The 24,848-nt window shown below is 36.9% G+C and carries 27 protein-coding genes; 15 read left to right on the top strand and 12 right to left on the bottom strand.

Annotated elements, in window-relative coordinates:
- The first annotated feature begins 68 nt into the window (after positions 1-68).
- Both VK91_RS06415 and VK91_RS06410 read left to right on the top strand, forming a co-directional pair.
- A complete protein-coding gene (locus VK91_RS06415; RefSeq protein ID WP_048391824.1) occupies positions 69-974 on the top strand; it encodes an LD-carboxypeptidase in 906 nt (301 codons plus the stop codon).
- A gap of 14 nt (positions 975-988) precedes the next feature.
- Complete coding sequence (locus VK91_RS06410; RefSeq protein WP_048391850.1) at positions 989-1,390, top strand: cytidine deaminase; 402 nt, start codon at positions 989-991, stop codon at positions 1,388-1,390.
- Between the two features lie 43 nt (positions 1,391-1,433).
- On the opposite strand, the gene VK91_RS06405 is transcribed toward VK91_RS06410, so the two are convergent.
- From VK91_RS06405 to VK91_RS06395, 3 genes are all read right to left on the bottom strand, one after another.
- The gene (locus VK91_RS06405; protein WP_048391822.1) at positions 1,434-3,020 is read right to left on the bottom strand and encodes a catalase; all 1,587 of its coding nucleotides are present in this window, start codon (positions 3,018-3,020) and stop codon (positions 1,434-1,436) included.
- A 297-nt stretch (positions 3,021-3,317) separates the two neighbouring features.
- Positions 3,318-3,827, bottom strand: a complete 510-nt coding sequence (locus VK91_RS06400; protein WP_048391820.1) for a hypothetical protein — start codon at positions 3,825-3,827, stop codon at positions 3,318-3,320.
- 15 nt (positions 3,828-3,842) lie between these two features.
- A complete protein-coding gene (locus VK91_RS06395; protein ID WP_048391818.1) occupies positions 3,843-4,532 on the bottom strand; it encodes a B3/4 domain-containing protein in 690 nt (229 codons plus the stop codon).
- 59 nt (positions 4,533-4,591) lie between these two features.
- On the opposite strand from VK91_RS06395, the gene queG reads away from it, so the two are divergent.
- Positions 4,592-5,722: a tRNA epoxyqueuosine(34) reductase QueG gene (queG, locus tag VK91_RS06390; RefSeq protein ID WP_048391816.1), complete on the top strand. Its 1,131-nt coding sequence runs from the start codon at positions 4,592-4,594 to the stop codon at positions 5,720-5,722.
- A 184-nt stretch (positions 5,723-5,906) separates the two neighbouring features.
- On the top strand, positions 5,907-6,380 hold the full coding sequence (gene trmL, locus VK91_RS06385; RefSeq protein ID WP_004230835.1) for a tRNA (uridine(34)/cytosine(34)/5-carboxymethylaminomethyluridine(34)-2'-O)-methyltransferase TrmL: 474 nt from the start codon (positions 5,907-5,909) through the stop codon (positions 6,378-6,380).
- Between the two features lie 37 nt (positions 6,381-6,417).
- On the opposite strand, the gene VK91_RS06380 is transcribed toward trmL, so the two are convergent.
- Positions 6,418-7,263, bottom strand: a complete 846-nt coding sequence (locus VK91_RS06380) for a VOC family protein (RefSeq protein WP_048391814.1) — start codon at positions 7,261-7,263, stop codon at positions 6,418-6,420.
- A 391-nt stretch (positions 7,264-7,654) separates the two neighbouring features.
- Between VK91_RS06380 and VK91_RS22825 the strand changes: the two genes are divergently transcribed.
- Both VK91_RS22825 and VK91_RS06375 read left to right on the top strand, forming a co-directional pair.
- Positions 7,655-7,825 (top strand): hypothetical protein, encoded by a 171-nt coding sequence (locus tag VK91_RS22825; RefSeq protein ID WP_004230831.1) that lies wholly within the window; start codon positions 7,655-7,657, stop codon positions 7,823-7,825.
- Positions 7,826-7,904: 79 nt separating this feature from the next.
- Positions 7,905-8,735 carry an aldo/keto reductase gene (locus VK91_RS06375; protein ID WP_048391812.1) on the top strand — a complete coding sequence of 277 codons (831 nt, stop codon included), beginning with the start codon at positions 7,905-7,907 and terminating at the stop codon, positions 8,733-8,735.
- 42 nt (positions 8,736-8,777) lie between these two features.
- Here the strand turns inward: VK91_RS06375 and VK91_RS06370 are convergent, their stop codons facing one another.
- Positions 8,778-9,617, bottom strand: coding sequence for an RluA family pseudouridine synthase (locus VK91_RS06370; protein ID WP_048391809.1), 840 nt, complete (start codon positions 9,615-9,617; stop codon positions 8,778-8,780).
- A gap of 54 nt (positions 9,618-9,671) precedes the next feature.
- Positions 9,672-10,097: a disulfide oxidoreductase gene (locus VK91_RS06365; RefSeq protein ID WP_048391807.1), complete on the bottom strand. Its 426-nt coding sequence runs from the start codon at positions 10,095-10,097 to the stop codon at positions 9,672-9,674.
- A 188-nt stretch (positions 10,098-10,285) separates the two neighbouring features.
- On the opposite strand from VK91_RS06365, the gene VK91_RS06360 reads away from it, so the two are divergent.
- Positions 10,286-11,401 carry a GAF domain-containing sensor histidine kinase gene (locus VK91_RS06360; protein ID WP_048391805.1) on the top strand — a complete coding sequence of 372 codons (1,116 nt, stop codon included), beginning with the start codon at positions 10,286-10,288 and terminating at the stop codon, positions 11,399-11,401.
- Positions 11,402-11,413: 12 nt separating this feature from the next.
- The gene (locus VK91_RS06355) at positions 11,414-12,061 is read left to right on the top strand and encodes a response regulator transcription factor (RefSeq protein WP_048391803.1); all 648 of its coding nucleotides are present in this window, start codon (positions 11,414-11,416) and stop codon (positions 12,059-12,061) included.
- A 48-nt stretch (positions 12,062-12,109) separates the two neighbouring features.
- On the opposite strand, the gene VK91_RS06350 is transcribed toward VK91_RS06355, so the two are convergent.
- Positions 12,110-13,231 carry a response regulator gene (locus tag VK91_RS06350; RefSeq protein ID WP_048391801.1) on the bottom strand — a complete coding sequence of 374 codons (1,122 nt, stop codon included), beginning with the start codon at positions 13,229-13,231 and terminating at the stop codon, positions 12,110-12,112.
- Positions 13,232-13,786: 555 nt separating this feature from the next.
- Between VK91_RS06350 and VK91_RS06345 the strand changes: the two genes are divergently transcribed.
- Both VK91_RS06345 and VK91_RS06340 read left to right on the top strand, forming a co-directional pair.
- Positions 13,787-14,713, top strand: a complete 927-nt coding sequence (locus VK91_RS06345; protein ID WP_048391799.1) for a YafY family protein — start codon at positions 13,787-13,789, stop codon at positions 14,711-14,713.
- A 65-nt stretch (positions 14,714-14,778) separates the two neighbouring features.
- Entirely contained in the window at positions 14,779-15,516 is a 738-nt protein-coding gene (locus VK91_RS06340) for an effector binding domain-containing protein (protein WP_048391797.1), read from the top strand.
- 17 nt (positions 15,517-15,533) lie between these two features.
- Here the strand turns inward: VK91_RS06340 and VK91_RS06335 are convergent, their stop codons facing one another.
- From VK91_RS06335 to VK91_RS06320, 4 genes are all read right to left on the bottom strand, one after another.
- Complete coding sequence (locus VK91_RS06335) at positions 15,534-16,436, bottom strand: cation diffusion facilitator family transporter (RefSeq protein WP_048391796.1); 903 nt, start codon at positions 16,434-16,436, stop codon at positions 15,534-15,536.
- Between the two features lie 190 nt (positions 16,437-16,626).
- The gene (locus VK91_RS06330) at positions 16,627-17,946 is read right to left on the bottom strand and encodes a hemolysin family protein (protein ID WP_004230815.1); all 1,320 of its coding nucleotides are present in this window, start codon (positions 17,944-17,946) and stop codon (positions 16,627-16,629) included.
- A 428-nt stretch (positions 17,947-18,374) separates the two neighbouring features.
- Positions 18,375-18,791, bottom strand: coding sequence for a hypothetical protein (locus VK91_RS06325; protein ID WP_048391793.1), 417 nt, complete (start codon positions 18,789-18,791; stop codon positions 18,375-18,377).
- A 171-nt stretch (positions 18,792-18,962) separates the two neighbouring features.
- Positions 18,963-19,166, bottom strand: coding sequence for a YheE family protein (locus tag VK91_RS06320; RefSeq protein WP_048391848.1), 204 nt, complete (start codon positions 19,164-19,166; stop codon positions 18,963-18,965).
- Positions 19,167-19,374: 208 nt separating this feature from the next.
- On the opposite strand from VK91_RS06320, the gene VK91_RS06315 reads away from it, so the two are divergent.
- From VK91_RS06315 to VK91_RS06300, 4 genes are all read left to right on the top strand, one after another.
- Positions 19,375-20,517: a DUF445 domain-containing protein gene (locus VK91_RS06315; RefSeq protein WP_048391791.1), complete on the top strand. Its 1,143-nt coding sequence runs from the start codon at positions 19,375-19,377 to the stop codon at positions 20,515-20,517.
- 15 nt (positions 20,518-20,532) lie between these two features.
- Positions 20,533-20,880, top strand: a complete 348-nt coding sequence (locus VK91_RS06310) for a YlbF family regulator (RefSeq protein ID WP_004230811.1) — start codon at positions 20,533-20,535, stop codon at positions 20,878-20,880.
- 137 nt (positions 20,881-21,017) lie between these two features.
- Positions 21,018-21,680 (top strand): ribonuclease H family protein, encoded by a 663-nt coding sequence (locus VK91_RS06305; RefSeq protein ID WP_048391789.1) that lies wholly within the window; start codon positions 21,018-21,020, stop codon positions 21,678-21,680.
- 119 nt (positions 21,681-21,799) lie between these two features.
- On the top strand, positions 21,800-22,711 hold the full coding sequence (locus VK91_RS06300) for a copper amine oxidase N-terminal domain-containing protein (RefSeq protein ID WP_081010923.1): 912 nt from the start codon (positions 21,800-21,802) through the stop codon (positions 22,709-22,711).
- Positions 22,712-22,761: 50 nt separating this feature from the next.
- Here VK91_RS06300 and VK91_RS06295 read toward each other — a convergent pair whose 3' ends face one another.
- Positions 22,762-23,160 (bottom strand): hypothetical protein, encoded by a 399-nt coding sequence (locus VK91_RS06295; protein WP_048391788.1) that lies wholly within the window; start codon positions 23,158-23,160, stop codon positions 22,762-22,764.
- A gap of 165 nt (positions 23,161-23,325) precedes the next feature.
- On the opposite strand from VK91_RS06295, the gene VK91_RS06290 reads away from it, so the two are divergent.
- Complete coding sequence (locus VK91_RS06290; RefSeq protein WP_048391787.1) at positions 23,326-24,831, top strand: coproporphyrinogen III oxidase; 1,506 nt, start codon at positions 23,326-23,328, stop codon at positions 24,829-24,831.
- Positions 24,832-24,848: the final 17 nt, after the last annotated feature.

Genomic DNA, 24,848 nt, shown 5'->3' with positions numbered 1-24,848 from the left:
TATAGCAATAATCAATGCCTCTGAAGTTTTGCTATGCTAAAATAAGGACAACAAGAGGAGGAATAACTGTGAAAAGTACCGTACCATGTTTACAAAAGGGAGATTTAGTCGGTGTTGTTGCACTTTCAAGTCTTGTAGAGCCTGAAAAACTAGGAGAAGCAGTAGCTTTTTTGGACGAATTGGGTCTTCGCTATATTCTGGGTGATACGATTCATGCAAAACATGAATATTTGGCAGGAAGTGATGAAATCAGACTAGCTGATTTTCATGAGATGGTAAAAAACCCAGAAGTGAAAGCAATCTTTTGTGTAAAGGGAGGCTATGGCTCTGCCAGAATTGCTGATAAAATTGATTATGCTTTAATAGAAGAAAATCCTAAGATTTTCTGGGGCTTTTCTGATGTTACATATTTACATTGTGCGATTAATGAGTATGCCAATATGGTGACATTTCATGGGCCAATGCTGATGTCAGCTAATAAGATGGATGATTTATCAAAAAAAATGTTTTTACAGCTATTTTCCCCTATGGAAATTCAGTATACAGAGGCAATTTCTCCGCTAACAACGATTGCTGGGGGCATCACACGTGGTGAAATGATCGGAGGAAATCTCTATCGTCTTGTCAGCACACTAGGTACCAAATTTGAAGTAAGAACTGAAGGTAGGATTTTATTAATAGAGGATGTAAATGAAACAATTCCAGTTATTGACTCAATGCTTCAGCATTTAAAACAAGCAAGGAAATTTGAGCAATTAGCAGGAGTCGTCATTGGTTCATTTACACAGACAGGATCTGATGAAGAAGCACTTCATTCGTTAATGAAGGAGTATTTTGCAGATTTAGGAATACCAGTCGTGGCAGGTTTTAAGTTCGGACATGAAACAACGAATATAGCCATTCCATTAGGAACAGAGGCAATTTTAGACGCACAGGAAAAGGTGTTGAAAATATTACCAGGTGTGCATGTATGATAGCGAGAGGAAATATGGATATTGAAAAAGTACTGTATGAAGCTGCGGTTGCACTAGCAGAAAAAAGATATCCCACTGGATGGGGAGGAGCTGCAGCCTTATATACCGCGGATGGGCAAATTTTAACAAGTGTCGCTCCCGAGGTAATGAATGCTGCTACTGAATTATGTATGGAAACAGGTGCTATTTTAGAGGCACATAAATTGAATACAAAAGTTACGCATTCGATTTGTGTTGCTAGGGAAGATGAAACATCTAAATTTGTAGTGCTGACACCCTGTGGAGTCTGTCAGGAAAGACTTTTTTATTGGGGAGAAAATGTTAAGGCAGCGATTACGAATGCAGATGGAGAATTGGTATTTAAATCATTAAAGGAAATTCAACCTTATCATTGGTATAAGGCATATGAACAATAAAGTAAAAGACATTACAAAAAATGTAATGTCTTTTTTAGCTTCGTCAATATGGCTCAGCGTCGTGTCCTTTATTCATGGCATCTTGAGGTGCTTGATCACCATGGATATTGCCAAGTGGTTTTGATGCAGAGGAATCTTTTTTAGCGTTGTGCAAACCTTCCTTGAGTAAGCGACCATATTCTTCGTCGGCTTCTTGTGCCAAAGCAATCATGGCATTTTGAATATCCTCATGACAGACCGATAGATCACGTATTAAATTTTCAAGAAGTTCTTCGCGTTCCCACTGTTCAAAGTTACGATAGGTTTCACCAGCCTGTTTCGTATTACTTTGACGATCAATCGATTCACGAACAAGGTTCCCTTCAATGTATGGTGTATATTCTTTACCAGCTTGTGTTGCTTCCTTTAATCCATTCAGCATGGATGGCTCATAATTAATATGTGGATTTTGTCCAGGTGCCAAATCACGCTTATACATCATTTGCCCACCATGTTGATTGGTCGCTACACGTTTTTTTGGTGCATTAATTGGAAGCTGTAAGTAGTTGGCGCCTACACGATGGCGTTGTGTATCAGAATAAGAGAAAGTACGACCTTGCAACATTTTATCATCAGAGAAGTCTAAGCCATCAACAAGCACCCCTGTCCCGAAAGTAGCCTGTTCCACCTCAGCAAAATAGTCTTCAGGGTTTTTGTTTAACACCATTTTGCCAACTGGATACCATGGAAATTGATCGTTTGGCCAAAGCTTTGTATCATCCAATGGATCAAAATCAAGCTCAGGGTGTGAACCATCCTCCATAATTTGAACATGTAGCTCCCATTCGGGGAAGTCTCCACGTTCGATAGCATCATATAAATCTTGTGTAGCATGATTGAAATTTTTCTGTTGGATTTCCTCTGCTTCTTTTTGTGTTAAATTTTTAATACCTTGTAGCGGTTCCCAATGATATTTGACAAGGACTGCCTTGCCTTCACTATTCACCCACTTGTACGTATTAACCCCAGAGCCCTGCATCATACGATAATTTGCTGGAATCCCCCAAGGAGAGTAAACGAATGTTACCATATGGAAGGTTTCTGGTGAGCTAGCACAAAAATCAAAAAAACGTTCAACGTTTTGAATATTAGTAATGGGATCAGGCTTAAAAGCATGAATCATATCTGGAAATTTGAGCGCATCACGAATAAAGAAGATCTTTAAATTATTGCCTACTAAATCCCAATTGCCATCCTCTGTATAAAACTTTACTGCAAAACCGCGGGGATCACGCAATGTTTCTGGGGAGTGACCACCATGTATAACAGTTGAAAAACGCACAAAGACAGGTGTTTTTTTCCCTTTATCCTGAAAGACTTTTGCACGTGTATACTTAGAGATAGGTTCATTGCCAACAACACCATAGGTTTCAAAATACCCATGTGCTCCAGCTCCACGAGCATGCACAACCCGTTCTGGAACTCGCTCTCTGTCAAAATGACTCATTTTTTCTAGAAAATCATAATTTTCCAATGTTGCAGGACCTCGATTACCGACTGTTCGCAAATTTTGATTGTTGGTAATTGGATGTCCCTGTCTGTTGGTCAATGTCATATCTTGCTCATGTGTTGCATCATCTTGCTGTGTCATAGTATGACCCCTTTCCTATAGATACTTCCATTTTGTCCTTGAAAGGGGCAAACTAGTCATCCAAATTATCCCTTTGAACTACTTAAAAAAGCTCTCCATACATAAATGTAGGAGAGCCCTGGATGGCGTTTTCAAATGGAATCAAGTTGTTTTGAGTATGGCCATTGCTTATAGTTGGTCATTAGTCATCGGTCATACAGTAACAGGTAACTTGTTATTGGTTTTTAACTAATTAGCTGAAAAGCTAGATTTGAAAACAGCACATCCAACTCGGGTTGGAGTCTCACCGTCCCGAGTCTAGAAATAACGGGAATCGTCAAAGTTAATTTGAATACTGTAATTTTTTGAATTAATAAGATTAGATAGCTTATGTGCATCTTTTTCAAGCTTTGTAGCTCGTTCTCTATATTCATCTGGCTCATACAAAGCAATTTCATATAACATTGTATTTTCGCCATAGCCAAATCTTACACTCTCTTTTTCTCGCATACTGAAATCTTTACACATATCAGCCTCGGCACGAAGTTGTGTTGCTAGTTCGATGGCCTCTACTAGTGCTAGCTTTTGACCTTTAAAGTCTACCGTGTTTTGGATGTTTGCTTCGTAAACGAGGCGGTCTAATGTACGAGTATCTAGACGAACTTGGGCTAAGTCAGCTTCAATAAGGGGGAGTGCTCGATTACTTGTTTTAGGGGCTTGTCCCTTTTCAACTGTTACAAAGGCACTGCGATGTAGTTCGTTTACTAGCTCTTGAGTTTTCTTTCCTAAAATACTTTTTAGTTTAACAGCTTCTGCAAGATTAATCACGAAAACACGTCCTTTTTATAGTGTTATAGAGGGTACATCATTTGATATAATTGCGATTTGATAATGTCCTCCATGAATTTGATTAAACATTTTCCCAGCTGACGCTAGCAGTTCATTCGCTGCATCATTTGTTAAGGAAGGGCGGAAATAAAAAATATGTAACGCATCAGTTGTTTCCTCTGTGACAGCTGTGCGTTTAGAATCAACAAAAGGTGAGCCAAATGCTCCTACCTCATCACGACTATACAGAATATTTTCTAATGTGTTAAAGCGCCCATTCAAACCTTCATAACCAATCTCGTCATGACCAAGATCAATTGTTACAAACCCTTTGATTTGAGCAACATCATATAGCCCAATTGGCATTTCATATTGAAGTGAAAAAAAATTATTTAAATCAACACCTGAATGAATTGGCGTTAAATAGTTTTGCTTACTAATTCGACGCATAAGGCTTTCTGCTGAGTGACGATAGCGGTTTGGATCAGCACCAAGCTTTTTCCAAATCTGTCGCCATTCTGCGATCCCCTCACGCTGTGTTACAGGAAGTTCCTGCATTTCAAGAAAAAGATTTTCCTGATACAATTGCATACGCCCTTTAATCATTTGAGGGGATTCTGCTACAACAATTTTGGTATAATGAATAATGCCGATTTTTAGCTCGGGATGTTGTGTTAATAGAGTTGGGTTAATGGAAATTTCCAATGAACATCACCTACTTTATCTATTTCTAATATTGTACCATGTAAGGAGTTGGAAATAAAATGAACATACACGACCTACAACGTGATTTTGTGGCATATGCGATGTCCATTGGTGTTGATAAAATAGGTTTTACAACAGCAGCTCCCTTTACAGAATTAAAAAACAGATTGCGTCGCCAGCAGGAGCTTGGCTATCAGTCTGGATTTGAAGAAAGTGATATTCAAAAACGTACAGAACCCCTTCAATTACTAGATGAAGCAGAGAGTATTGTAGCGATAGCTGTGGCTTACCCTTCACGTATGCAAAATGCACCAATTGGTAAAAGGGGTGCGAGACGTGGAATTTTCTGCCGTGCTTCATGGGGTGTCGATTATCATACAGCATTACGTGAGCGTTTAAAGCTATTATCCACTTGGCTTGAGGAACATGTCAAAGGTGTACGTATTGAATCAATGGTTGATACAGGAGCCCTTGTAGATCGGGCGGTAGCTGAACGTGCAGGCATTGGGTGGAGCGGAAAAAATTGCTCGATTATAACGCCTGAATTTGGTTCCTATGTGTATTTAGGAGAGCTCATTACAAATATTCCATTTGCGCCAGATAAGCCAATGGAGGATGAATGCGGAGATTGTCGACTGTGCTTGGATGTTTGTCCAACGGGAGCCTTAATTCAAGGTGGACAATTGGATGCACAGCGTTGTATTGCTTTTCTGACTCAAACGAAGGGTACATTACCAGATGAGTTTCGTAGTCATATCGGTAATCGACTCTATGGCTGTGATACATGCCAGACAGTATGTCCTAAAAATAAAGGGAAAATTAATTGGATTCATGAAGAATTTATACCAGATCCTGAGCTAGCCAAACCATTATTGACACCGCTTTTAACGATTACTAATCGAGATTTTAAGGGGAGATTTGGTCATGTTTCAGGCTCATGGCGTGGAAAAAAGCCTATCCAGCGTAATGCCATCTTGGCACTTGCTCATTTTAAAGAGGAAGCCGCCATACCAGATTTGATTGCTCTACTTCATAAAGATGACCGTCCTGTCATTCGAGGCACAGCCGCATGGGCTTTGGGTAAGATTGGCGGAGATACTGCACAAACTGCCTTACATGAAGCAGAAGCTACAGAGCAGGACGAAGAAGTGCGAAGTGAAATTTATAAAGGGTTGCAGTTTTTTAAGTAGTATTGGATGTAGAAGCAATTGACTAACTACAGTTTAATGTAGGGATGAAATCAATTGCTTGGAGTTCCTATGATTGAGAGCGGATCCGCTCTAATTGTGAGAAGAGTCGCTCCAAAAGAGGAAGGCTTCGTTAACTTTTTAAAGAGTCATCTTAAAGAATTTTTTAATAAGGAAGTGTGTCGTTATGCCATTGCATATCGTTTTATATCAACCAGAAATACCAGCCAATACGGGGAATATTGCACGTACCTGTGCGGGTACTAATACATCGCTCCATTTAATTCGTCCGCTAGGTTTTTCAACGGATGATAAAATGCTGAAACGGGCGGGCTTAGATTATTGGCATAGTGTAAATATTGTCTATCATGATTCACTTGAGGATTTTATAGAGTACTCTAAAAATGGAGATGTTTATTTAATCGAAACATACAGTGATGAGCCGTTTACGAAAAATGATTTTAGTGATCAAGACCGAGATATTTATTTTATGTTCGGAAAAGAAACTACAGGTTTGCCGAAGGACTTTGCTTATGAACGCCGAGATATGTGTTTACGTATTCCACAAAGTGATCATGTGCGATCACTTAATTTGTCCAATACGGCTGCAATTGTTATTTATGAGGCATTACGTCAACAAGGATATCCAGGGTTACATTAAAAAGCAGTTCTCCGCTTGTGAGAACTGCTTTTTAATATTAAAACTTTAATAACACAACATTCCCCGCAGGATCCTCTGTTTGGAACCCTCCGACGATTTCCGTAACGGGTGCACCTATACCACGAAGATTATCTTTCATAGTTGCCGCTTGTTCTTCGTTATCTAAACGCAATGAGAACGTTTTTAAGCCAACTTGATTTTTTCCAAGCTTTGGTGCATTCTCTGAGTGCCAAGTATTTAAGCCGATATGATGATGGTAACGGCCTGTAGAAATAAATAATGCTTGGGACCCGTAGCGTGTGACAATATCATAACCTAATCCCTTTGTATAAAATTGCTCGGCTTCAGCCAAGTTAGAGACCGATAAATGAATATGGCCCATTACTGTGCCAGCAGGCAGACCAAGCCAGTTGCTATCGCCCTCTTCTAAAATAGAACGAATATTGAGTGGTTCTGTCACCATATGCACCTGATTGTTATGCCATGTCCATTCACTTTCGGGACGATCTGCATAAATCTCGATTCCATTATGATCAGGATCATTTAAATAGAGTGCTTCACTTACAGCATGATCAGAAGCCCCAAGGTACACACCTTTTTCGTGAAAATGAGAAATAACATTAGCTAAGTCACGTCGACTAGGTAATAATAGGGCGAAGTGATAAAGTCCTGTCGTCATGCTAAGCTTATCTTCTACGGTTTTAGGCTGAACAAGAGTTAATAGAGCTGTTTCTCCATCGGCAGTTAACATAGCTTTATGTGAATCTTGTTGTAACACTTTAAAGCCAATAATTTCTTGATAAAAGGTTAAAGAGCGGTGTAAATCACTCACTTTTATTTCAACATTCGTTACATATGTGTTAGGTTTTTCATGAAAATGCATTTTGAATACCTCCAAATAGTTATCTTTTTTCATTAAGTTACTTTATGTAAGTTAGTTTATTTTAAAAATAAAGGAAAGTCAAGTATTTCTATTGTTCCACAAAAAAAGAAAATCACTAAGCTTTTCGAAAAGCTTAGTGATTTTCTTGAGATATTATTTGTCAGCTTTGTAGTCGCCTTCGTATCCAGCAGTGAAAATAGCTGTTAAGAAAGCAACTGTTACACCAATGATTAATAATAATTTCATGGAAGTAACCCTCCTCATGTTATAAAGAAATCTCTTTTTAGTATAGCCTATCTACTTTAAAAATGAAACGACATAGCAGAATAAAATATGTCAGAAATGGTTCAAACAGCTTGATATCGGGAAAACTAAAAGTGAGGTGATTAGTATGGAAAAAAAGGTGCCAAATATTGAAAATGGGACAATGGTGAGAGATATGAAAGAATTAAAAGATTTGGGCAAGCAGATGGAGCATTTACGTGATGGTCTAGAGCTTGCGGAGGATGAGCGAATCGCTGATCCAATTCAATTGGAAGATGTTGAACAGAAGAAAAAGTAGTATATAAACCAGCCGCTTTATTTTTCTTAAATCCAATTTTTTGTATAATGGAACGAGGATAAGAAAGGGGTTGTGCTTTTTGAATTTACAATCAACGAAAACATTATCAAATGGTGTAGAAATGCCTCGTTTTGGCTTAGGTGTTTACAAAATGACAGAACGTGAGGAAACATTACAGGCTATTGATAAAGCACTTCAATACGGTTATCGAGCTATTGATACAGCATCCTTATATGGGAATGAGGTAGAAGTAGGAGAAGCTATTCGTCATTCAGGCATTCGTCGTGAAGATATTTTTGTTACAACAAAAGTATGGAATAATGACCAAGGATATGATGCAACATTACGTGCTTTTGAGGTTTCGCTAAAGAATTTAAATATGGATTACCTAGATTTATATTTAACACATTGGGCTGTCCCTGAAACATTTGAAGAAACATATCGAGCTATTGAGCGCCTTTACGATGAAAAATTAATTCGCTCAACAGGTGTATCGAATCATCATGAGCATCATTTAGAAAAAATATTGGCTAAGGCAAATACTGCACCGATGGTTAATCAAGTGGAGGTACATCCATATTTACAACAGCAGCCATTAAGGGCATTTTGTAGTGAACACCAAATTGCTGTTACTGCATGGTCTCCACTAGGACGTGGTGGTGTACTTGCTGATCCTACCATTATTGAGATTGGGAAAGAAATCGATAAAACCCCTGCTCAGGTAGTACTGCGTTGGCATTTACAAAATGATACACTCGTTATTCCCAAATCCGTAACACCGAGCCGAATTGAGGAAAACGCACAGATTTTTGATTTTGAATTAACCCAAGATCAAATGGAGAAAATGGCAACATTAAATCGTAACCAACGATTTGGACAAGATCCTGATCATTTTAAATTTGATTTTTAAAAAAAGAATAAATCCCGCACTCCTATAGAGGCGGGATTTTTCTTATTGCTCGTCCTTGACGATAATACGTTTATTTAAAAAAGGATGGTCAAATTCTAATTGAATGGCATGTAGTTCGTAGTCATCACTTACTGTTTCTCGTGCACCATACATTGTATCCCCAATAATTGGATGGCCAATATAGGCTAAATGCACACGGATCTGATGTGTTCGCCCAGTCTCAAGTATGAGATGAACGACACAGGAATTTTTGTAACGCGCCACCACTTCATAGTGTGTTACAGCATGCTGTCCAGTTTTGGACACAACACGTCTTGTGGCATGGTGTCTGTCTTTGCCAATTGGTTCAGCAATCGTTCCAGAAGACGTTCGTAAGTTACCTTGCACCTCTGCTGCATACGTACGAATAATGGTTTTTTCCTCAATCATTCGATCGAAAATGGACTTTGCTAAAGGGTGCTTTGCTACTAGTAATAAGCCCTGTGTCCCTTTATCAAGACGATGAACATGTTCAGCATAAATGCCACCCTGTTCTTTGATATGTGCCATGACATGGTTCATACATGTATGTGTATCACGAGCATCATTAGGATGTGTTGCCATACCTTTTGGCTTTGATACGATTAAACAATGGTCATCCTCATAGACTACATCAATAGCACATACAGGTGTTGGTTTGTAGCTAGAAGTTGGAACAGGAAACGTAAATTTGATTACTGTTCCAGTTTGTAAAGGTGTATTCCATTGAACCAGCTCATCATTTGCCAATGTGATGGCTTTGGCCATACGCAATTCATGAACGAGTTTTTTACCGAGTCTCCAATGATTACGTAGCAATTCTTCCACACTTAAGTTATCTTCAGCAATTTCATAATGAAACATAGATCTTCCTCCGTAGAAAAAACCGTATTCCAAAGGTAGAACACGGTCTTCCGATTATTTTGCAGCTTTAGAAGCTTTGATTAAATAAAAGCTTGCCCCTGCGATTAAAATAAATGCAGTTAATGCTAAAAACGGAATAGTAATAAAGCCTAACCAATTAATATATTGTCCTGTACAAGAAACTGCGCCACAGGAGGGGGCATTTTCAGCTAAAAAGCTAAGCTTTTGAATTCCGTAATGGTAAAGTGAAATACAGCCGCCAACCACAGAAAATACAGCTGTTGTGACAGCAATACGTGCATTTTTTTGTATAAATGCTACTGTCGTCATTATAACAATTGGGTACATAAAAATACGTTGAATCCAACATAATTTACAAGGTTCATAATGACGAATCTCAGAAAAATATAACGAACCTAGTGTTGCTATAGCAGAAACAATCCAAATAAATAATAAGCCATTTTCTTCTTTTTTAGACATATTCAATCTTCCCTTCATAAAACCATGTCCTTGTTCGATTATAGTGGTTCTAGTTTTATATGTAAATCAACTTACACAAAATAAGGTATGTGATGAATTTCAGTCTAAAGTATGAACGGTGGAAGCAGACGCTTTCAATAGCTTAATGGTATCATTAACAATAGTAATGCTAAAGAAGAGGTGTTTTCGTGAGGGAGAATGAGCATTCCAATATCAGTATTTTAAAAGAGATTGCTGAACTATTAAATGAAGAAACTGAAATTGTCACAATGCTAAAAGGTGCTCTCATCAAATTTTTAAATGGCACCAATTTTGAAACAGGCTGGATTTTTTTTATTGATGCAAAGGGGCGTTCAGAACTAGTTGTCCATGAAAATCTACCAGAGGCATTGGAATATAACAATTGCCATTATTTAAAAAAGGGCGGTTGTTGGTGTGTATCGCGTTATCGTAATGAAGAGCTAAAAAAAGCCTCCAATATTATCGAGTGTCAGCGTATTGAAAGTGCGATAGCTGCAAATGTTGGGGATCATGAAGGAATCACACATCATGCGACAGTACCTCTTCAATCTGGACAAGAACGTTTTGGCGTATTAAATGTTGCATCTAAGGATACAGTACGCTTTTCAGAGGAGGAGCTTGCTTTATTAGAATCAGTTGCCTTTCAGATGGGTTCAGCTATTAAGCGAATTTTACTGACAAAGCAGGAGCAGGAAATGGCGCTTGTGAAGGAACGTAATCGCCTAGCTCGTGATTTACACGATTCAGTTAATCAACTACTATTCTCGGTTACGTTAACAGCTAGGGCTGGCATTGAAATGACGGATGATTGCGAAGTGAAAGAAACATTTAAAGAGATTCAGCATTTAACACAAGATGCACTTACAGAGATGCGTGCGTTAATTTGGCAATTGCGACCTAAAGGATTGGAAAATGGTTTACTTGAGGCCATGAAAGTATACGCTGAAATGCTTGGCTTAAAACTACATGTTACGGTTTCAGGCGTATTGCAATTTCCCTCACGTATTGAAGAAACATTATTTCGCGTAGCCCAAGAGGCGTTAAATAATGTACGTCGCCATGCAGGTGTATTAGAGGCAGCATTGTATATTACTGTTAAATCAACAGATATTTTGTTGGTTATTCGTGATGAGGGACGGGGCTTTGTCATTGACAACAATACAAAGTTGCTTTCAATGGGCTTACAATCTATCAAGGATCGTGCAAAATCAGTTGGTGGAACTGCCGACTGGGTAAGTGAAATTGGCAAAGGTACGGAGCTGCTAATCCGCTTGCCATATTAAGGGGGAGAGGACATGATACGTGTATTAATTGCAGACGATCATCACGTGGTGCGTAGAGGACTACTGTTTTTCTTAAAGACACAAAAGGATATTGAGGTTGTTGGAGAGGCCAAAAATGGGCACGAAGCTGTTGCATTAGCAGAAAGCATTCAACCAGATATTATCTTAATGGATTTAGTCATGCCTGAAATGGATGGCATCCAGGCGACTAAACGCATCAAAGCGAAGTTTCCACAAATAGAAATTTTAATGCTCACTAGCTTTTCTGATCGAGATCATGTGGTTCCAGCAATGGAGGCAGGAGCGGCAGGCTATCAGTTAAAAGATATTGAGCCAGATGAATTGGTCTTATCCATTCGTCGTATTATGCGTGGTGAAAACACTCTACATCCTGAAGCAACGACAACGCTTGAAATGGATCGCCAGGAGTCTCAGAATGCACCCCATTTATTAAATCCGCTGACACCTCGTGAGCAGGATGTGCTAGCAGAGCTTACAAAAGGAAAGAGTAATCGGGAAATTGCATCCTCACTATTTGTCACAGAAAAGACGGTGAAAACCCATATTTCGAATATTTTTACAAAGCTACAAGTACAAGACCGTACACAGGCAGCGCTGTATGCTGTTAAGCACGGGCTAACTGAAGGTAGTGGGATATAAATAAACGGCGAGCTTCTACTCACATAGAAGCACTCGCCGTTTTTTACATTATTTATGTTGAACAAATAATTTTTTAGATATCTCTAATAATGTAGAGCTAGGTGTTAGTGCTAAATCTTCCTCTAGTCTTTGCGTATATGTTTGGAAAATTTTGAGTGCCTGTTCATGAAGCCCTGCCTGTATTAACGTATATAAATAGTGCTCAAGTTTTTGTTCATTATAGGGATCATACTCTATTAATGCATGTAAAAATTCCATAGCTCTTTCAGTATCTGAAAAGACCGTTGTTTGAAACCCTTTTTCTAATAGCTCTATGTATGATTTCATTAATTTATCTTTATAGGCAGTTGACCATTCATAATCATCAAAAACAAATAAGCCATTCTTATAAATAGAAAGACATTGATTAATCAAAGAAATAGAAGGAAATTCAAGTCTTGAAAAATCCTCATGAAGTTTTTGAAAATCGTATAAATCACATACGATATTTGGCTTTTCGAAGATATAGTATTTATTTGAAAAGACAATACAGTTTTCGTAGCCAATTGTATTTAGAGTTTTCCTTAAATAAGATAGAGCTGTATGAAGATTTGATTTGGCTCGTACATAATCTAAATCTGGCCATAGAATTTCAATTAAATAATCTCGATGAATCGGTATATTTGGATGCAAAATAAAATAAGCAAACAATTCTTTTGTCTTTTCTGTTTTAAATGCCACTAAACTATTGTTACTATAGACGGCAAATTGATCGAAGCATTGTACAGTTAAGACAGTTTGTGTAGCCTGTTGAAGCATTTGCTGAATTGAAAATTCATGCTCAATACGGGCTACAGTTTTTTCTAAACGGGCATGACTGATAGGCTTTAATACATAGTCGAGACTGCCAATTTCATAGGCTTGTAATGCAAATTCATGATAGGCGGTAATGAAAATTACACTGACTTGTGGACGTTCCGTTTTGATAATATCAGCAACTTCAAGTCCTGATAATTCTTGAAGTTTTACTTCTAAAAAGATAGCCTCAAATTCCATAGTTGGTAGTTCATTCAGAAATACTTCTACGCTTGTAAAGGTTTGCATCACCTGTATTTGTTGAAAGGCATGTAGTTTATTTTGAAAATAGTGTAAAGCTAACGGTTCATTGTCTATTAAAACGGCTCGAATCACATCAAACTCTCCTTTATACAATTAAATTAAAAACATTAAACTCTAGTTCATTTTGGGTGAAAAGACTTCCTATATATAGTGAAGGGCAAGAAAAGTGAAAATCACTCAACTTTTCTATTAAAAATTTGATGCCAGAAAAAAGCAATTTATGGTGTAGTTCTTTCACGGGTGAGAGTCAATGAATCCCGATGTGTTTATCACATCGCGTCAAATCCATTCAAAGAAAATTTCGCCGTTCATTATATAGAAGAAAAAAGTTTTTTAGTTTGTGTTAAGAGAATTGAAATAATTGCTTAGGCGTTAAAATCAAACTATTCTTATACAAAAATGAAACAACATAGTATTGTTAATGAAAGTTGCATATGGGCATAAGCCTTGTTTTTTCTTTTATTGTTAAAATAGTATAATTGTTGTAACAATAATTAGGCGTTATTATAGTACATTTGTCTTAAAAAATACTCAAAAAGTACTTAAAAAATACTTAAAAAGATAGGTTATTAATTAAAATAGAAGTATATATAGGAAAAATGGGATGGCAAGAAAGGAGATTTTACCATGAAATTAGAAAGACTTCTAACCATGACGATGATATTAATCAACCGTAAAAAGGTTAAGGCACAGGAATTAGCAGAGTTATTTAATGTTTCGATTCGTACCATTTATCGAGATATTGAAACATTGAGCTGTGCTGGTGTACCTGTTATTAGTCAGCAAGGTGTAAATGGTGGCATTAGTTTAATCGATGGTTATCGTGTTGATAGGCAAGTGTTGACGAAGGATGAGCTCACGTCACTTTCTATTGCGATTAAAAGTGCTTTGACTACCTATGAAGATTCCCACGCTGAAGCCGTGCTCGAGAAAATAACGAGTATTGCTGATGATCATGTAAAACAATCGATGGACCATCTATTTGTTGATCTTAGTCCATGGGGACCAAACGCTCTCTTTAAAGAGCTTATTACGACGCTCAAGACAGCTATAGAGAATAATCGTTGCATAAGCTTTCATTATTCTACTACTTATGGTGAACAAACAAGCCGAATAGTCGAACCACATACAATTGTTCAAAAAGGGAAGATATGGTATTTGTATGGCTATTGTACATTAAGAAAGGACTTTCGTTTATTTAAGCTTGCGCGAATGAAACATTTGCTTCAAGCTGATTCTACCTTTGAGCGTAAGGAAGTGAATTTAAGTGAACTCCCTTGGGGTAAAGAATGGCATCGACCACAAAACGTAGTCGATTTAGTCATTTCTTTTGATAAAGACATTACAACATTAGTGGAGGAATCCTTTGGTGCAGAACATATAGACCATGAACAATCCATGATTTATATATCTATACCCGAAGATGAATGGCTTTATGGTTTCTTGTTAAGCTTTGGGCATCGCATTAAAATTATGGAACCACTTTATATAAGAGATATTATTCAAAAACGAGCTTTAGAAATTGTTCAATTATATAAAAATCTAAATAATTGATGACAGACAGTTGTCAGGTTTCCTTTGCTATAGTAAGTACAAATAAAGCGAAAGGTGGAATGACGATGCAAAGCTATTGTCAAAGCTGCGGTATGCCTTTAGTAGAAGAGGCATTATTGGGTACTGAAAAAGAAGGGGAAAAAAGTCAGGATTATTGTACATATTGTTACGAGGGGGGCGAGTTTAAACAACCCCAGTTAACAGTAGACGAAATGATTGAAATTTGTGTACCGCATCTTATGGAAGGTGGTATGCCAGAAAATGAAGCACGTAATATGCTGACTTCCTTTTTGCCAAATTTAAAGCGATGGAGAAAATGTGAGTGGCGAGAACCAAAAGTAGTTGAATTAAACTCATTTAACATCGTGGGTATTTCAACTCAAACAAGTAATGCCAATGAAATAACAGAGCAAGCTAAAATTCCGCAATTATGGGATCACTTTTATCAGCAAAATATTACGGACCAAATAGCCGAGCGAAAAAATGGTCATGTCTATGGTTTGTATTCAGACTATGAGACGGATGTGAATGGTAATTATACTCTTACACTAGGTGTAGAAGTAAATAATGATGACATTCAAGCTAATTTAGTAGTAAAAAAGATTCCAGCAGCTAAGTATCTAGTTTTTACATCTGATAAAGGCATGATGCCTGAAGTTGTCATTCAAACTTGGCAAGAGATTTGGGCTTGGTTTGCAAATTCTAAAATTGAACGAACGTATACAGGCGACTTTGAACTGTATGATGAACGATGCGCTAATCCACATGAATCACAAGTGGATATTTATATAGCTATTAAATAAGAAAAGTCTCCTACCAATCAATTGGTAGGAGACTTTTCTTCGTTTTGTGGAGGAATGATATGTGGCTCAATATGCACAAGAACCTGACAAAAGCGATTTTCACGCATAATGGTATGTTCGATTTCTTCAGTTATGCGATGACTTTCAAAGACATTTAAATAAGGATCTACTGTGACAGTTACGTCAATGAAATACATATTGCCATGGGCACGTCCTTTAAAGTCTAAAAGCTCCATTACCCCGTCCACGTTACGGATTAAGACCGATAACGTTTCAACTTCATCAATATCAAATGCATCTGTAAGACTTTGAACAGCTTCCCAAAAAATTTCTACTGCTGTTTTAATAATTAAAAGGGCAACAATGAGAGCTGTAAGTGAATCAATGATCGGAAAGCCGAAAATGGCTCCAAAAATACCAATGGCTGTACCGATGCTGACAAGTGCATCAGAGCGATTGTCAAAGGCAGCAGCTTTAACAGCGGCACTCTTAATTTTCTTTGATAGTGCCAAATTATAGCGATAAACCACATACATGACAACTGCACTACCTATTGCTACATAGGCTGTTAACAGTGAAGGTGTTGTACCAGTGGGCTCCCACAAGCTTTTTAGGGAACTAACTAATACTTGGAGACCGACAACAAGCATAATGAACGATGCGACTAAAGAGGCAACAGTCTCAGCTCGTAAATGTCCGTATTGGTGGTTGGAATCAGGTGGTCTTTGGGCAATGCGTAAACCAACCAGTACCGCGATGGAAGCAATGATATCAGTTGTGTTATTTAAACCATCTGCTTTTAGGGCCTCAGATGTACCAATGTAGCCTATTGTAAGCTTAGCAGAGCTTAGGATTAGATATGTACCAATGGATAGCCATGCACCTTTTTCCCCTTGACGTAAATTTGTATAGAGCTCCATTTTGTTTCCTCCTCGCAAAACTTTCGGACATTAGAAAACGACCCCCTTTTAAAAGGGAGTCGTTTCATCTATTTATTACGGTCGTTGCTCCCACCTATATAAGGTGTGAAGAAAAGATCATATTTATAGCCTAGATTATACAAGCGTGCTTCTAATAGTACCACGACAAGTATGGCAAATCAATTCAATTTTAGTCAATGACTGCGTCATATTCATTTGATAAATCACTGTTAGGTAATTTCAGAACTTCTAAGTATAAAATATGGTGACCATCTAATTCTTTTGCGATAAATTCAAAACCTTGCTCTTCAATACTGTCACCTTCGACTGCATCAAAACGCTTCGTCATGAACCAACCACCGATAGTATCAATATCATCATCTTCTATGTCAGTACCAAGCATATCATTTACATTTTCAAGAAGCATCTTAGCATCTAAAATAAAATGATTTTCTGCAATTTCTTGTACTTCCGGGATTTCGTCTTCATCAAATTCATCTTGAATATCGCCGACAATTTCCTCAATAATATCTTCAATCGTCACTAAACCAGATGTTCCGCCATATTCATCCATTAAAATGGCCATATGAATACGTTCACGTTGAATTTTTAGTAATAGATCGTTAATTTGCGTTGTTTCCATCACTCGAATAATAGGTTGCATATAATCAATGACTGGCTTATCACCATTTTTAGGATCTTTAATGTAAGCGGTTAATAAATGCTTCATGTTAACTAATCCAATAATATGATCTTTATCTCCATCCAGAATTGGATAACGAGTATATTGCTCAACACCCATTAAATCAAACACTTCTTTAATTGTTAGCTCTTTTTCTATGCCGACAATTTCAGTTCGAGGAACCATAATTTCTTTTGCAAGACGATCAGAGAACTCGAAAATACTGTTAACATATTCATATTCTGAGTTATTAATTTCTCCACCTTTTAAACTATCCGACAAAATCATACGCAGCTCTTCCTCTGTATGAGCAACTTCTGATTCTGACATCATTTTTAAGCCGAAAAGACCTGTTAAACCACGGGCAGAGCCATTTAATAGCTTAATGATGGGATAGGTAATATTGTGGAAGATAATTAATGGGCCAGAAAAGTTTAATGTGACAAATTCTGCTTTTTGGATGGCTAATGTTTTTGGCGCCAATTCCCCAATAACAACATGCATAAACGTAACGATTGAGAATGCAAGTATGAATGAAAGGATAGATGTAATACTACCATTCAAATTTAGAAATTCAAACACTGGGTGTAAAATGATTTCAAATGTAGGTTCACCTAACCAACCTAAACCAAGTGCAGTGATGGTAATACCTAACTGGCATGCAGATAAGTACTCATCTAAATCTGAAACAACACGTTTTGCATTTTTCGCTTTTTTATGCCCTTCCGCGAGCAATTGATCAATGCGGGTAGATCTCACTTTTACGATTGCAAATTCAGTTGCAACGAAAAATCCAGTCATTATAATTAGTAGGGCGAATGCCGCCAACCTAATGGTTATCTCCAATATGTCTCCGTCCAAATAATTCCTTTGTTCCCGCCCGAATGAGGGAAGTAAACAAAGTGTACACCTCCTATGATTTAAAAAATTGTTGGATGTTTCAATCATAAATTATTTAAAAGAAAAACACAAATATTGACAACAACTTTTTCACTTGTTTTTCATGGATCTTTTGAAAAAATGCAACTAGATTCAAATACCAAAAGATTGTAATTACCATGGCTATATGCTAACTTTAGAAAGATCAAAGATAGTTTGTTTAGGGAAAGAAGCATTTTGCATCTCATATAATACGACACGTCAAAAATCTCAAGAGTGCTTTAGCTTGCGGATTTTTTTAAATGAATTATTTTTTATAGAAAGGGGGGAGTCTCAATCATCATTTGAGACTCCCCCTTTCTAAATGTTTGACCTATTTATTCTTGCTGGAAGCGTAATTTTAAACACGCTTTTTCAACATCATGAACCGTTTCCTTTAAAGGTATTTCACCTGTAAACGGAGCGATAGATACAGGTGCTTTTTCCGTTATGCCTTGCTGTGTTAAAACATAGTTCTTGTTATTATACGTTAAATAGAACGTTTTAATCGATTTCTTGCCGAAAGAGCTAGTAGAAGAATCAAAGAAGCCCTTTAGTTGACTGCAATACTCATTGTAAAAGTCGCTTTTATAGCCAGAAAGTTCCTCGAATTTCTTACTATTAACAGCACCCGCTTCATCCACTAATTCGAATATTTTAGCGGAAAATTCTGAAAAAAATTCTTTTACTTTTACACGAATTAACGCTTTTGAATTATAGCTATTTAAGTCATCCGAAAGTGTGACTTTACTCATTGAAATGGCCCCCTGCATAAAAAACATTTACTATTAAGCTGATATCATAAATGTATAAGAAAAATATACAAATTTCAACAGGATTCAACATAATTAGCTTAAATGGCGTGCTATTAATAGTAAATATAGGTATTTTTATACGGGATCACAACGAAAAATTGACTATCAAATTCAATCGTATACATGAAACAGCATAAGTTCATGTATCATTTTTTTAACAACCTCCTCGTCTGATGGAATGGCTCCTATCCACTCAATCGTACCGTCCTTTAAATATTCCGCTTGGTATCGTTCTCGTTGATAAAAAAACGAAATAGACCACCCAGGTAGTTGCGTGTTTTCAAATAGTGGTTTAAAACTGAAATGTTGAATCATCATCAAACCTCGCTTCTTATAGTATGTAGTCATATTATTCAAGTATAAAGGTATTTTTGCAACTATTCACTTTTCATAGAAGTAAATAGGATGAGATTGAAATTCTAAAGGGGTATTTCTTTCGTTGAAAATCATTGCTCTGCTATAATGAGTGCAGAAGGCGACAAAATACGCCAATCTTGAATACAATTGAAATGAGAGGATACTAATGGATAATTTTATAGTGACATTACTTTTTATGGCTATCATTGGGGCTGCAATTGGGGGCGTTACAAATCACTTAGCCATTAAAATGCTTTTTCGTCCATATAAAGCGATATATATTAAAAATTGGCGTGTACCGTTTACACCAGGCCTTATACCCAAACGACGTGATGAATTAGCTAAACAGCTGGGTCTTACAGTAGTAAATTATTTACTAACGCCTGAAACATTTAGAAAAAAGTTTTTCTCTAAGGATATTCAAGACAAAGTAGAACACTTTGTGCAAACAAAAGTTGAAGAAACAATCTTTACAAACGACAAAACAATTCAGGATTGGCTAAACTTAGCTGGGTTTGCTCATCTACCTACTACCATTGAACAGAAGGTTGAAGCAATTGTTGAGGGACAATTTTCGTCGGTAAAGAATACACTATCAACAAAATCAATTCGTACGCTGCTATCAGATGATATCCAAAATACAATTGATGCTAAAATTCCAGTAGCAGTTCAGCACATTTTAGAAAAAGGCGAGGATTATTTTTTATCACCAGAAGGTGAAATGACGATTAAGGCAATGATTGATGACTTTTTATCATCAAAAGGGTCTCTAGGCGGCATGATCAATATGTTCTTAGGTGATTCCTCTTCATTAGTTGGGAAAGTTCAACGTGAGCTTGTGAAGTTTTTACAAGCACCAGGAACAACAACATTACTAACAAAAATATTTTCACAGGAATGGGAAAAACTTAAAGATCGACCCGCTATGGACTTTTTGCAAGATGTTCAATTTGACCCCATTTTATCGAAATTACAAGTGTACGTGAAAGAACAATTAGCAATCTCTGAACGTTTAAATCAACCGATTTCTTATTATTGGCCAGAAGGAAATGACTGGGCGAAGTATACCGTGATTCCACAAGCTATAGAAAAAGCTTTTGTGAAGGCAGAGGAAAAACTTGAAGATGTACTAAAACGTTTAAACTTACAAGAGGTTGTGCGAGAGCAGGTTGACTCATTCCCAGTAGAGAAATTAGAGGAGCTTGTATTAGGTATTTCAAAACGTGAGTTTAAAATGATTACTGTATTAGGTGCAGTGCTTGGTGGATTGATTGGGATTGTGCAAGGCTTGATTGTTTACTTTATTTAAAAGGAGATTGTATGAATGATTAATATTTATAATGACATTAATGCGCTAGAAGCAACTTTCCGTAAGATTCCAGAATTTGAAGCGTTAAAAGCTGCTGTTGAAGTTGTTAAAAATGATGAAGAGGCATTAAATGTCTTTAAAAACTTCCGTAAAATCCAAATCGAATTACAGAAAAAGCAATTAGCTGGTGAGGATATTTTGGAGGATGAGCTTGTCTATGCACAAAAAGCGGCACAGCTTGCACAGCAAAATGAAAAAATTTCAACGATGCTTGAGGCAGAAATGAAGGTAAGTAAAGTAATCGAAGAAGTAAATCGCATTTTAATAAAACCTATCCAAGGTTTATATGAAGGAATTCAATAATAGGTATCGCAATTTAAAAAGGAATAATTTTTCTAGGAATTGCACATATAACAAGTGAGAGGAAAACGTGTATCCGCTATTGGTCGGTACACGTTTTTGCTTTATGTACCAGTTAAAGAGTATGGGAGGTTATGAATATGCATGTCATCATTGAATGGACCTATAAAACACCAAAAGGAGCAACAACAGTTTTACGTTCAGCTGAAATGCCTGCAGCTCAAGCACTTTTACTTGCAGAGGATATGGAAAGAACGGGAAGGGTAAAATCGCTACATTGTATGGATCGGCAAGATACAAATTGGTCACTTAAAGAGCTAAAAGCATATTTAAAGGAAATTGATACAGAGCCTCATAATATTACGCTCTATTTTGATGGAGGTTTTGATCGTGGGACAAGGCAAGCAGGACTAGGCTGCGCCATTTATTACGAACAAAATGGTAAACCTTTACGATTGAGAAGGAATGCCTTTTCGTCTGAATTGAAATCAAATAACGAGGCAGAGTATGCAGCGCTTTATTTAGCCTTAGTAGAACTAGAACTTTTAAATGTCCACCATTTGCCTGTGCGTATTATAGGAGATTCACAAGTGGTCATCAATCAACTGAATGGGGAATGGCCAGCATTGGAAAAAGAACTAGCAAGCTGGGCAGATAAAATTGATGCTAAGCTGGAGCAACTTCACATTCAAGCCGAATACCAGCTTGTTTCACGTAAGGATAATTCGGAAGCAGATCGCCTTGCTACTCAAGCTTTAAATGGCATCGATATTACTGGTTTGAGCGAGATTGTTAAAGAATAGGAATAAGAGGTGGCAGTAGATACTGCCACCTCTTTCTCATAAAATCCTCGGTTTGCACTGAAACTTTTTCCATTTTAAAACTACTACTACTATGAATCCAAACAATAAGGAGAGATTTTATGAACATGAAAAAAATAGCACCTGCAGCTATGTCTGCATTATTATTTGGAAGTGCCCTTGTACCGGTAGCTTCAGCAAATGAGCAGCAATCTACAGAAGCAGAGGTACCACAAATACAAATTGATCCCGTACACATTTTTAATGATACTCGTGGTACTGTGGAAGATGTTCGTGTTGGGGAAAATATTACATATTACACAGTAAAAGAAGGCGAGCAAACAAATGTATTAGAAATTACTAAAGATACTCTCGTGTTCGACAATACTGGGAAGAAAGTGGAGCTACAAAAGGGTGATAAAGTATTAGCTTATACCTTTGCTAACAAACCGCAAAAATATATTTATCCACCACAATTCAATCCAGAGGTTGTCATCGTTGAAACAGAAGAAGTTGGTTTTGTAGAAGTGGATTATTTCTTTGAAGATTTAACTAATACGTATGATATTTTAAAATTAAATATTGGGAAAGAAACAGAGCTATTCAATGAAAAAGGTGAAAAGGTGGACGCTAAAGATTTAGCAGAGAAGCATCTGATTGTTTTCTATACGGCCTCTACTAAAAGTATCCCAGCTCAAACAACACCATCTAAAGTAATTGTACTGGACGATGATTCCTCAACTACTAAGAATCCAATAAATGAAGAAATTGATAATATTATCGCATCAGATTCTTATGAAGTAGCTGGTACAAAAATGGTGCCATTACGTGTGATCGCTGAAAAGCTTGGCTTCAAAGTGGATTCTACAGGCAAGGGGGCAATCCTTTCAAAAGGGAATATGTCTTACACAATTACTCGCGGTGAAAAAACATTTGGCTATAATAAGGCATTACGTACACTAACAGTCGCACCGACTTTAAAAAATACAAAGACATATGTACCTGTTGAATTTGTGGATGAATTTTTAAAATAATTAAGAAAATAGTATGCCAACAATGCTTGGCATACTATTTTTATTTGTGGTTACTCAGCCATTGCTAGAGCGTAATGGTTCTTTGAGGAAATAAAGGCTGGATACTTTTTCGCAAATTGTTGGAGACATTGTTTAAAGGATATTGTACTCATGAAGTTTTTAGCTAATACCATTTCATCTGAATACAATAAAAATTGCTGAAAATGCTGTTGAATAAATACCCTTGTCTTTTCATAATGCTTGTTAATTGAAATAGCGCCATAGATTTCTTGTTGATCAATAATATAAATAAAATCACAAAGTACTTTATGTGTGCCGTAATTAAGTTTTACCGTGACATATAATGTTTTTTCGTCACAGCGCTCTAAATCAAAATGGTGGAATGCTACTTTTACTTGATGAATAAAGCTCGAAACAGATGTATAATTGTCATTTTTTAAAATAAACATTCTCGACACCACCTTTTCTGAAAATTATAATGACAAAAAAATAGTTTGTCTATATTTAAACAGAATATTCTGTTATTTTATAGATTCTAATTGTTATTTTGCTTATAGTCATAGAAATTTGTTAAACTTAAATCTGCAATATATAAAAGAAGAGAGCGAAACGAAATGAAAATTATTCATATAGATCAAAAATATCCTGAAGATTGGATTCGCGTATTAAATCATATTGCGAATTTATTTTTTGAGGATTCCAAGCTGAAGGCTGAACCAATGGGAGCAGATATGTCTGCTTCATTTGACTATCAGACTGGAGACGATTTTTCCATTTCTACAAAAGCAAACTTGATTGTAGATGGTAAGCAATACACAAATGAGTACAGTATTCAATATGAGTCCCCAGCAACAGATCGTGAGCTAAATATTCGCATAAAACGTGCATTGTCACATGTATTTTTAGATGTTCTTGAACAGCATACTGGAGTGCATCAGCAATGGGGGATTTTAACGGGTGTACGCCCAACAAAGCTGTATCATAAATTTAGAAAAGAAGGTAAAAGTGAGCAAGAAATTGCTGATCTATTAATTCGAGATTTCCGCTTATCAAAGGAAAAAGTTGGACTATTAAAGGAAATTGTGGACCGACAACTAGTGACCATTCCTGATCTTGATGCCATTGGACAAGAAATCAGTGTTTATATTGGTATTCCATTCTGCCCTACCAAATGTGCATATTGCACTTTCCCAGCCTATGCGATTGGTAGTAATCGTAAGCAAGGGCGTGTTACGACTTTTTTAGATGGCTTGCATATTGAATTGCGCGAAATGGGCAAATGGCTGAAGGACAATGATATGAAAATCACCTCCATTTATTGGGGTGGTGGTACACCGACTTCAATTGAGGCCGATGAAATGGATGCCTTATATCAAACGATGTATGAATCATTCCCTAACCCTGAAACAATTCGAGAGGTGACAGTTGAAGCAGGAAGACCTGATACCATCACACCAGAAAAATTAGAAGTACTAAAAAAATGGGGTATTGATCGTATTAGTGTAAATCCACAATCTTATACTGATGAAACATTAAAAGCAATTGGTCGTCATCACACAGTCCAGGAAACCATTGATAAGTTTTGGCTTGCAAGAGAATCAGGTATGAACAATATCAATATGGATCTTATAATTGGGCTACCGAATGAAGGGATTGAAGAATTCCAACATTCATTAGAGGAATCGGCAAAAATGCAGCCAGAGTCTTTAACTGTTCATACGCTATCATTTAAACGTGCTTCAGAGATGACGCGTAATAAGGATAAATACAAAGTAGCCGACCGTGATACGGTAGCTGAAATGATGGAAATGGCACGAATTTGGACAAAAGAAAATGATTATGTTCCATACTATTTATATCGTCAGAAAAATATTTTAGGTAATTTAGAAAATGTCGGCTATAGTAAAGCGGGAGAAGAAAGTATTTATAATATCGTTATTATGGAAGAAGTGCAGACAATCTTAGGAATTGGCTGTGGGGCATCCTCAAAATTTGTTCATCCCGAAACAGGGAGAATTACACAATTCCATAATCCGAAAGATCCTGCTGCCTATATCATGACCTTTGAAGAGGCTATTGGGAAGAAAATAGAATTTTTAAATGAATTATATAAGGCTTAATGATGAAGGCAATCTGA

Source organism: Lysinibacillus sp. LK3, assembly GCF_001043675.1.
GTDB lineage: Bacteria > Bacillota > Bacilli > Bacillales_A > Planococcaceae > Lysinibacillus > Lysinibacillus capsici.
This window is presented reverse-complemented; position numbering and strand designations above follow the sequence as displayed.

Bases quoted from the DNA above. Each gene is read 5' to 3' on its own strand.
- VK91_RS06410 (WP_048391850.1), top strand. From the start codon at position 989: ATGGATATTGAAAAAGTACTGTATGAAGCTGCGGTTGCACTAGCAGAA.
- VK91_RS06405 (WP_048391822.1), bottom strand. From the start codon at position 3,020: ATGACACAGCAAGATGATGCAACACATGAGCAAGATATGACATTGACC.
- queG (WP_048391816.1), top strand. From the start codon at position 4,592: ATGAACATACACGACCTACAACGTGATTTTGTGGCATATGCGATGTCC.
- trmL (WP_004230835.1), top strand. From the start codon at position 5,907: ATGCCATTGCATATCGTTTTATATCAACCAGAAATACCAGCCAATACG.
- VK91_RS06380 (WP_048391814.1), bottom strand. From the start codon at position 7,263: ATGCATTTTCATGAAAAACCTAACACATATGTAACGAATGTTGAAATA.
- VK91_RS22825 (WP_004230831.1), top strand. From the start codon at position 7,655: ATGGAAAAAAAGGTGCCAAATATTGAAAATGGGACAATGGTGAGAGAT.
- VK91_RS06370 (WP_048391809.1), bottom strand. From the start codon at position 9,617: ATGTTTCATTATGAAATTGCTGAAGATAACTTAAGTGTGGAAGAATTG.
- VK91_RS06365 (WP_048391807.1), bottom strand. From the start codon at position 10,097: ATGTCTAAAAAAGAAGAAAATGGCTTATTATTTATTTGGATTGTTTCT.
- VK91_RS06355 (WP_048391803.1), top strand. From the start codon at position 11,414: ATGATACGTGTATTAATTGCAGACGATCATCACGTGGTGCGTAGAGGA.
- VK91_RS06345 (WP_048391799.1), top strand. From the start codon at position 13,787: ATGAAATTAGAAAGACTTCTAACCATGACGATGATATTAATCAACCGT.
- VK91_RS06340 (WP_048391797.1), top strand. From the start codon at position 14,779: ATGCAAAGCTATTGTCAAAGCTGCGGTATGCCTTTAGTAGAAGAGGCA.
- VK91_RS06335 (WP_048391796.1), bottom strand. From the start codon at position 16,436: ATGGAGCTCTATACAAATTTACGTCAAGGGGAAAAAGGTGCATGGCTA.
- VK91_RS06325 (WP_048391793.1), bottom strand. From the start codon at position 18,791: ATGAGTAAAGTCACACTTTCGGATGACTTAAATAGCTATAATTCAAAA.
- VK91_RS06320 (WP_048391848.1), bottom strand. From the start codon at position 19,166: ATGATTCAACATTTCAGTTTTAAACCACTATTTGAAAACACGCAACTA.
- VK91_RS06315 (WP_048391791.1), top strand. From the start codon at position 19,375: ATGGATAATTTTATAGTGACATTACTTTTTATGGCTATCATTGGGGCT.
- VK91_RS06310 (WP_004230811.1), top strand. From the start codon at position 20,533: ATGATTAATATTTATAATGACATTAATGCGCTAGAAGCAACTTTCCGT.
- VK91_RS06305 (WP_048391789.1), top strand. From the start codon at position 21,018: ATGCATGTCATCATTGAATGGACCTATAAAACACCAAAAGGAGCAACA.
- VK91_RS06300 (WP_081010923.1), top strand. From the start codon at position 21,800: ATGAACATGAAAAAAATAGCACCTGCAGCTATGTCTGCATTATTATTT.
- VK91_RS06295 (WP_048391788.1), bottom strand. From the start codon at position 23,160: ATGTTTATTTTAAAAAATGACAATTATACATCTGTTTCGAGCTTTATT.
- VK91_RS06290 (WP_048391787.1), top strand. From the start codon at position 23,326: ATGAAAATTATTCATATAGATCAAAAATATCCTGAAGATTGGATTCGC.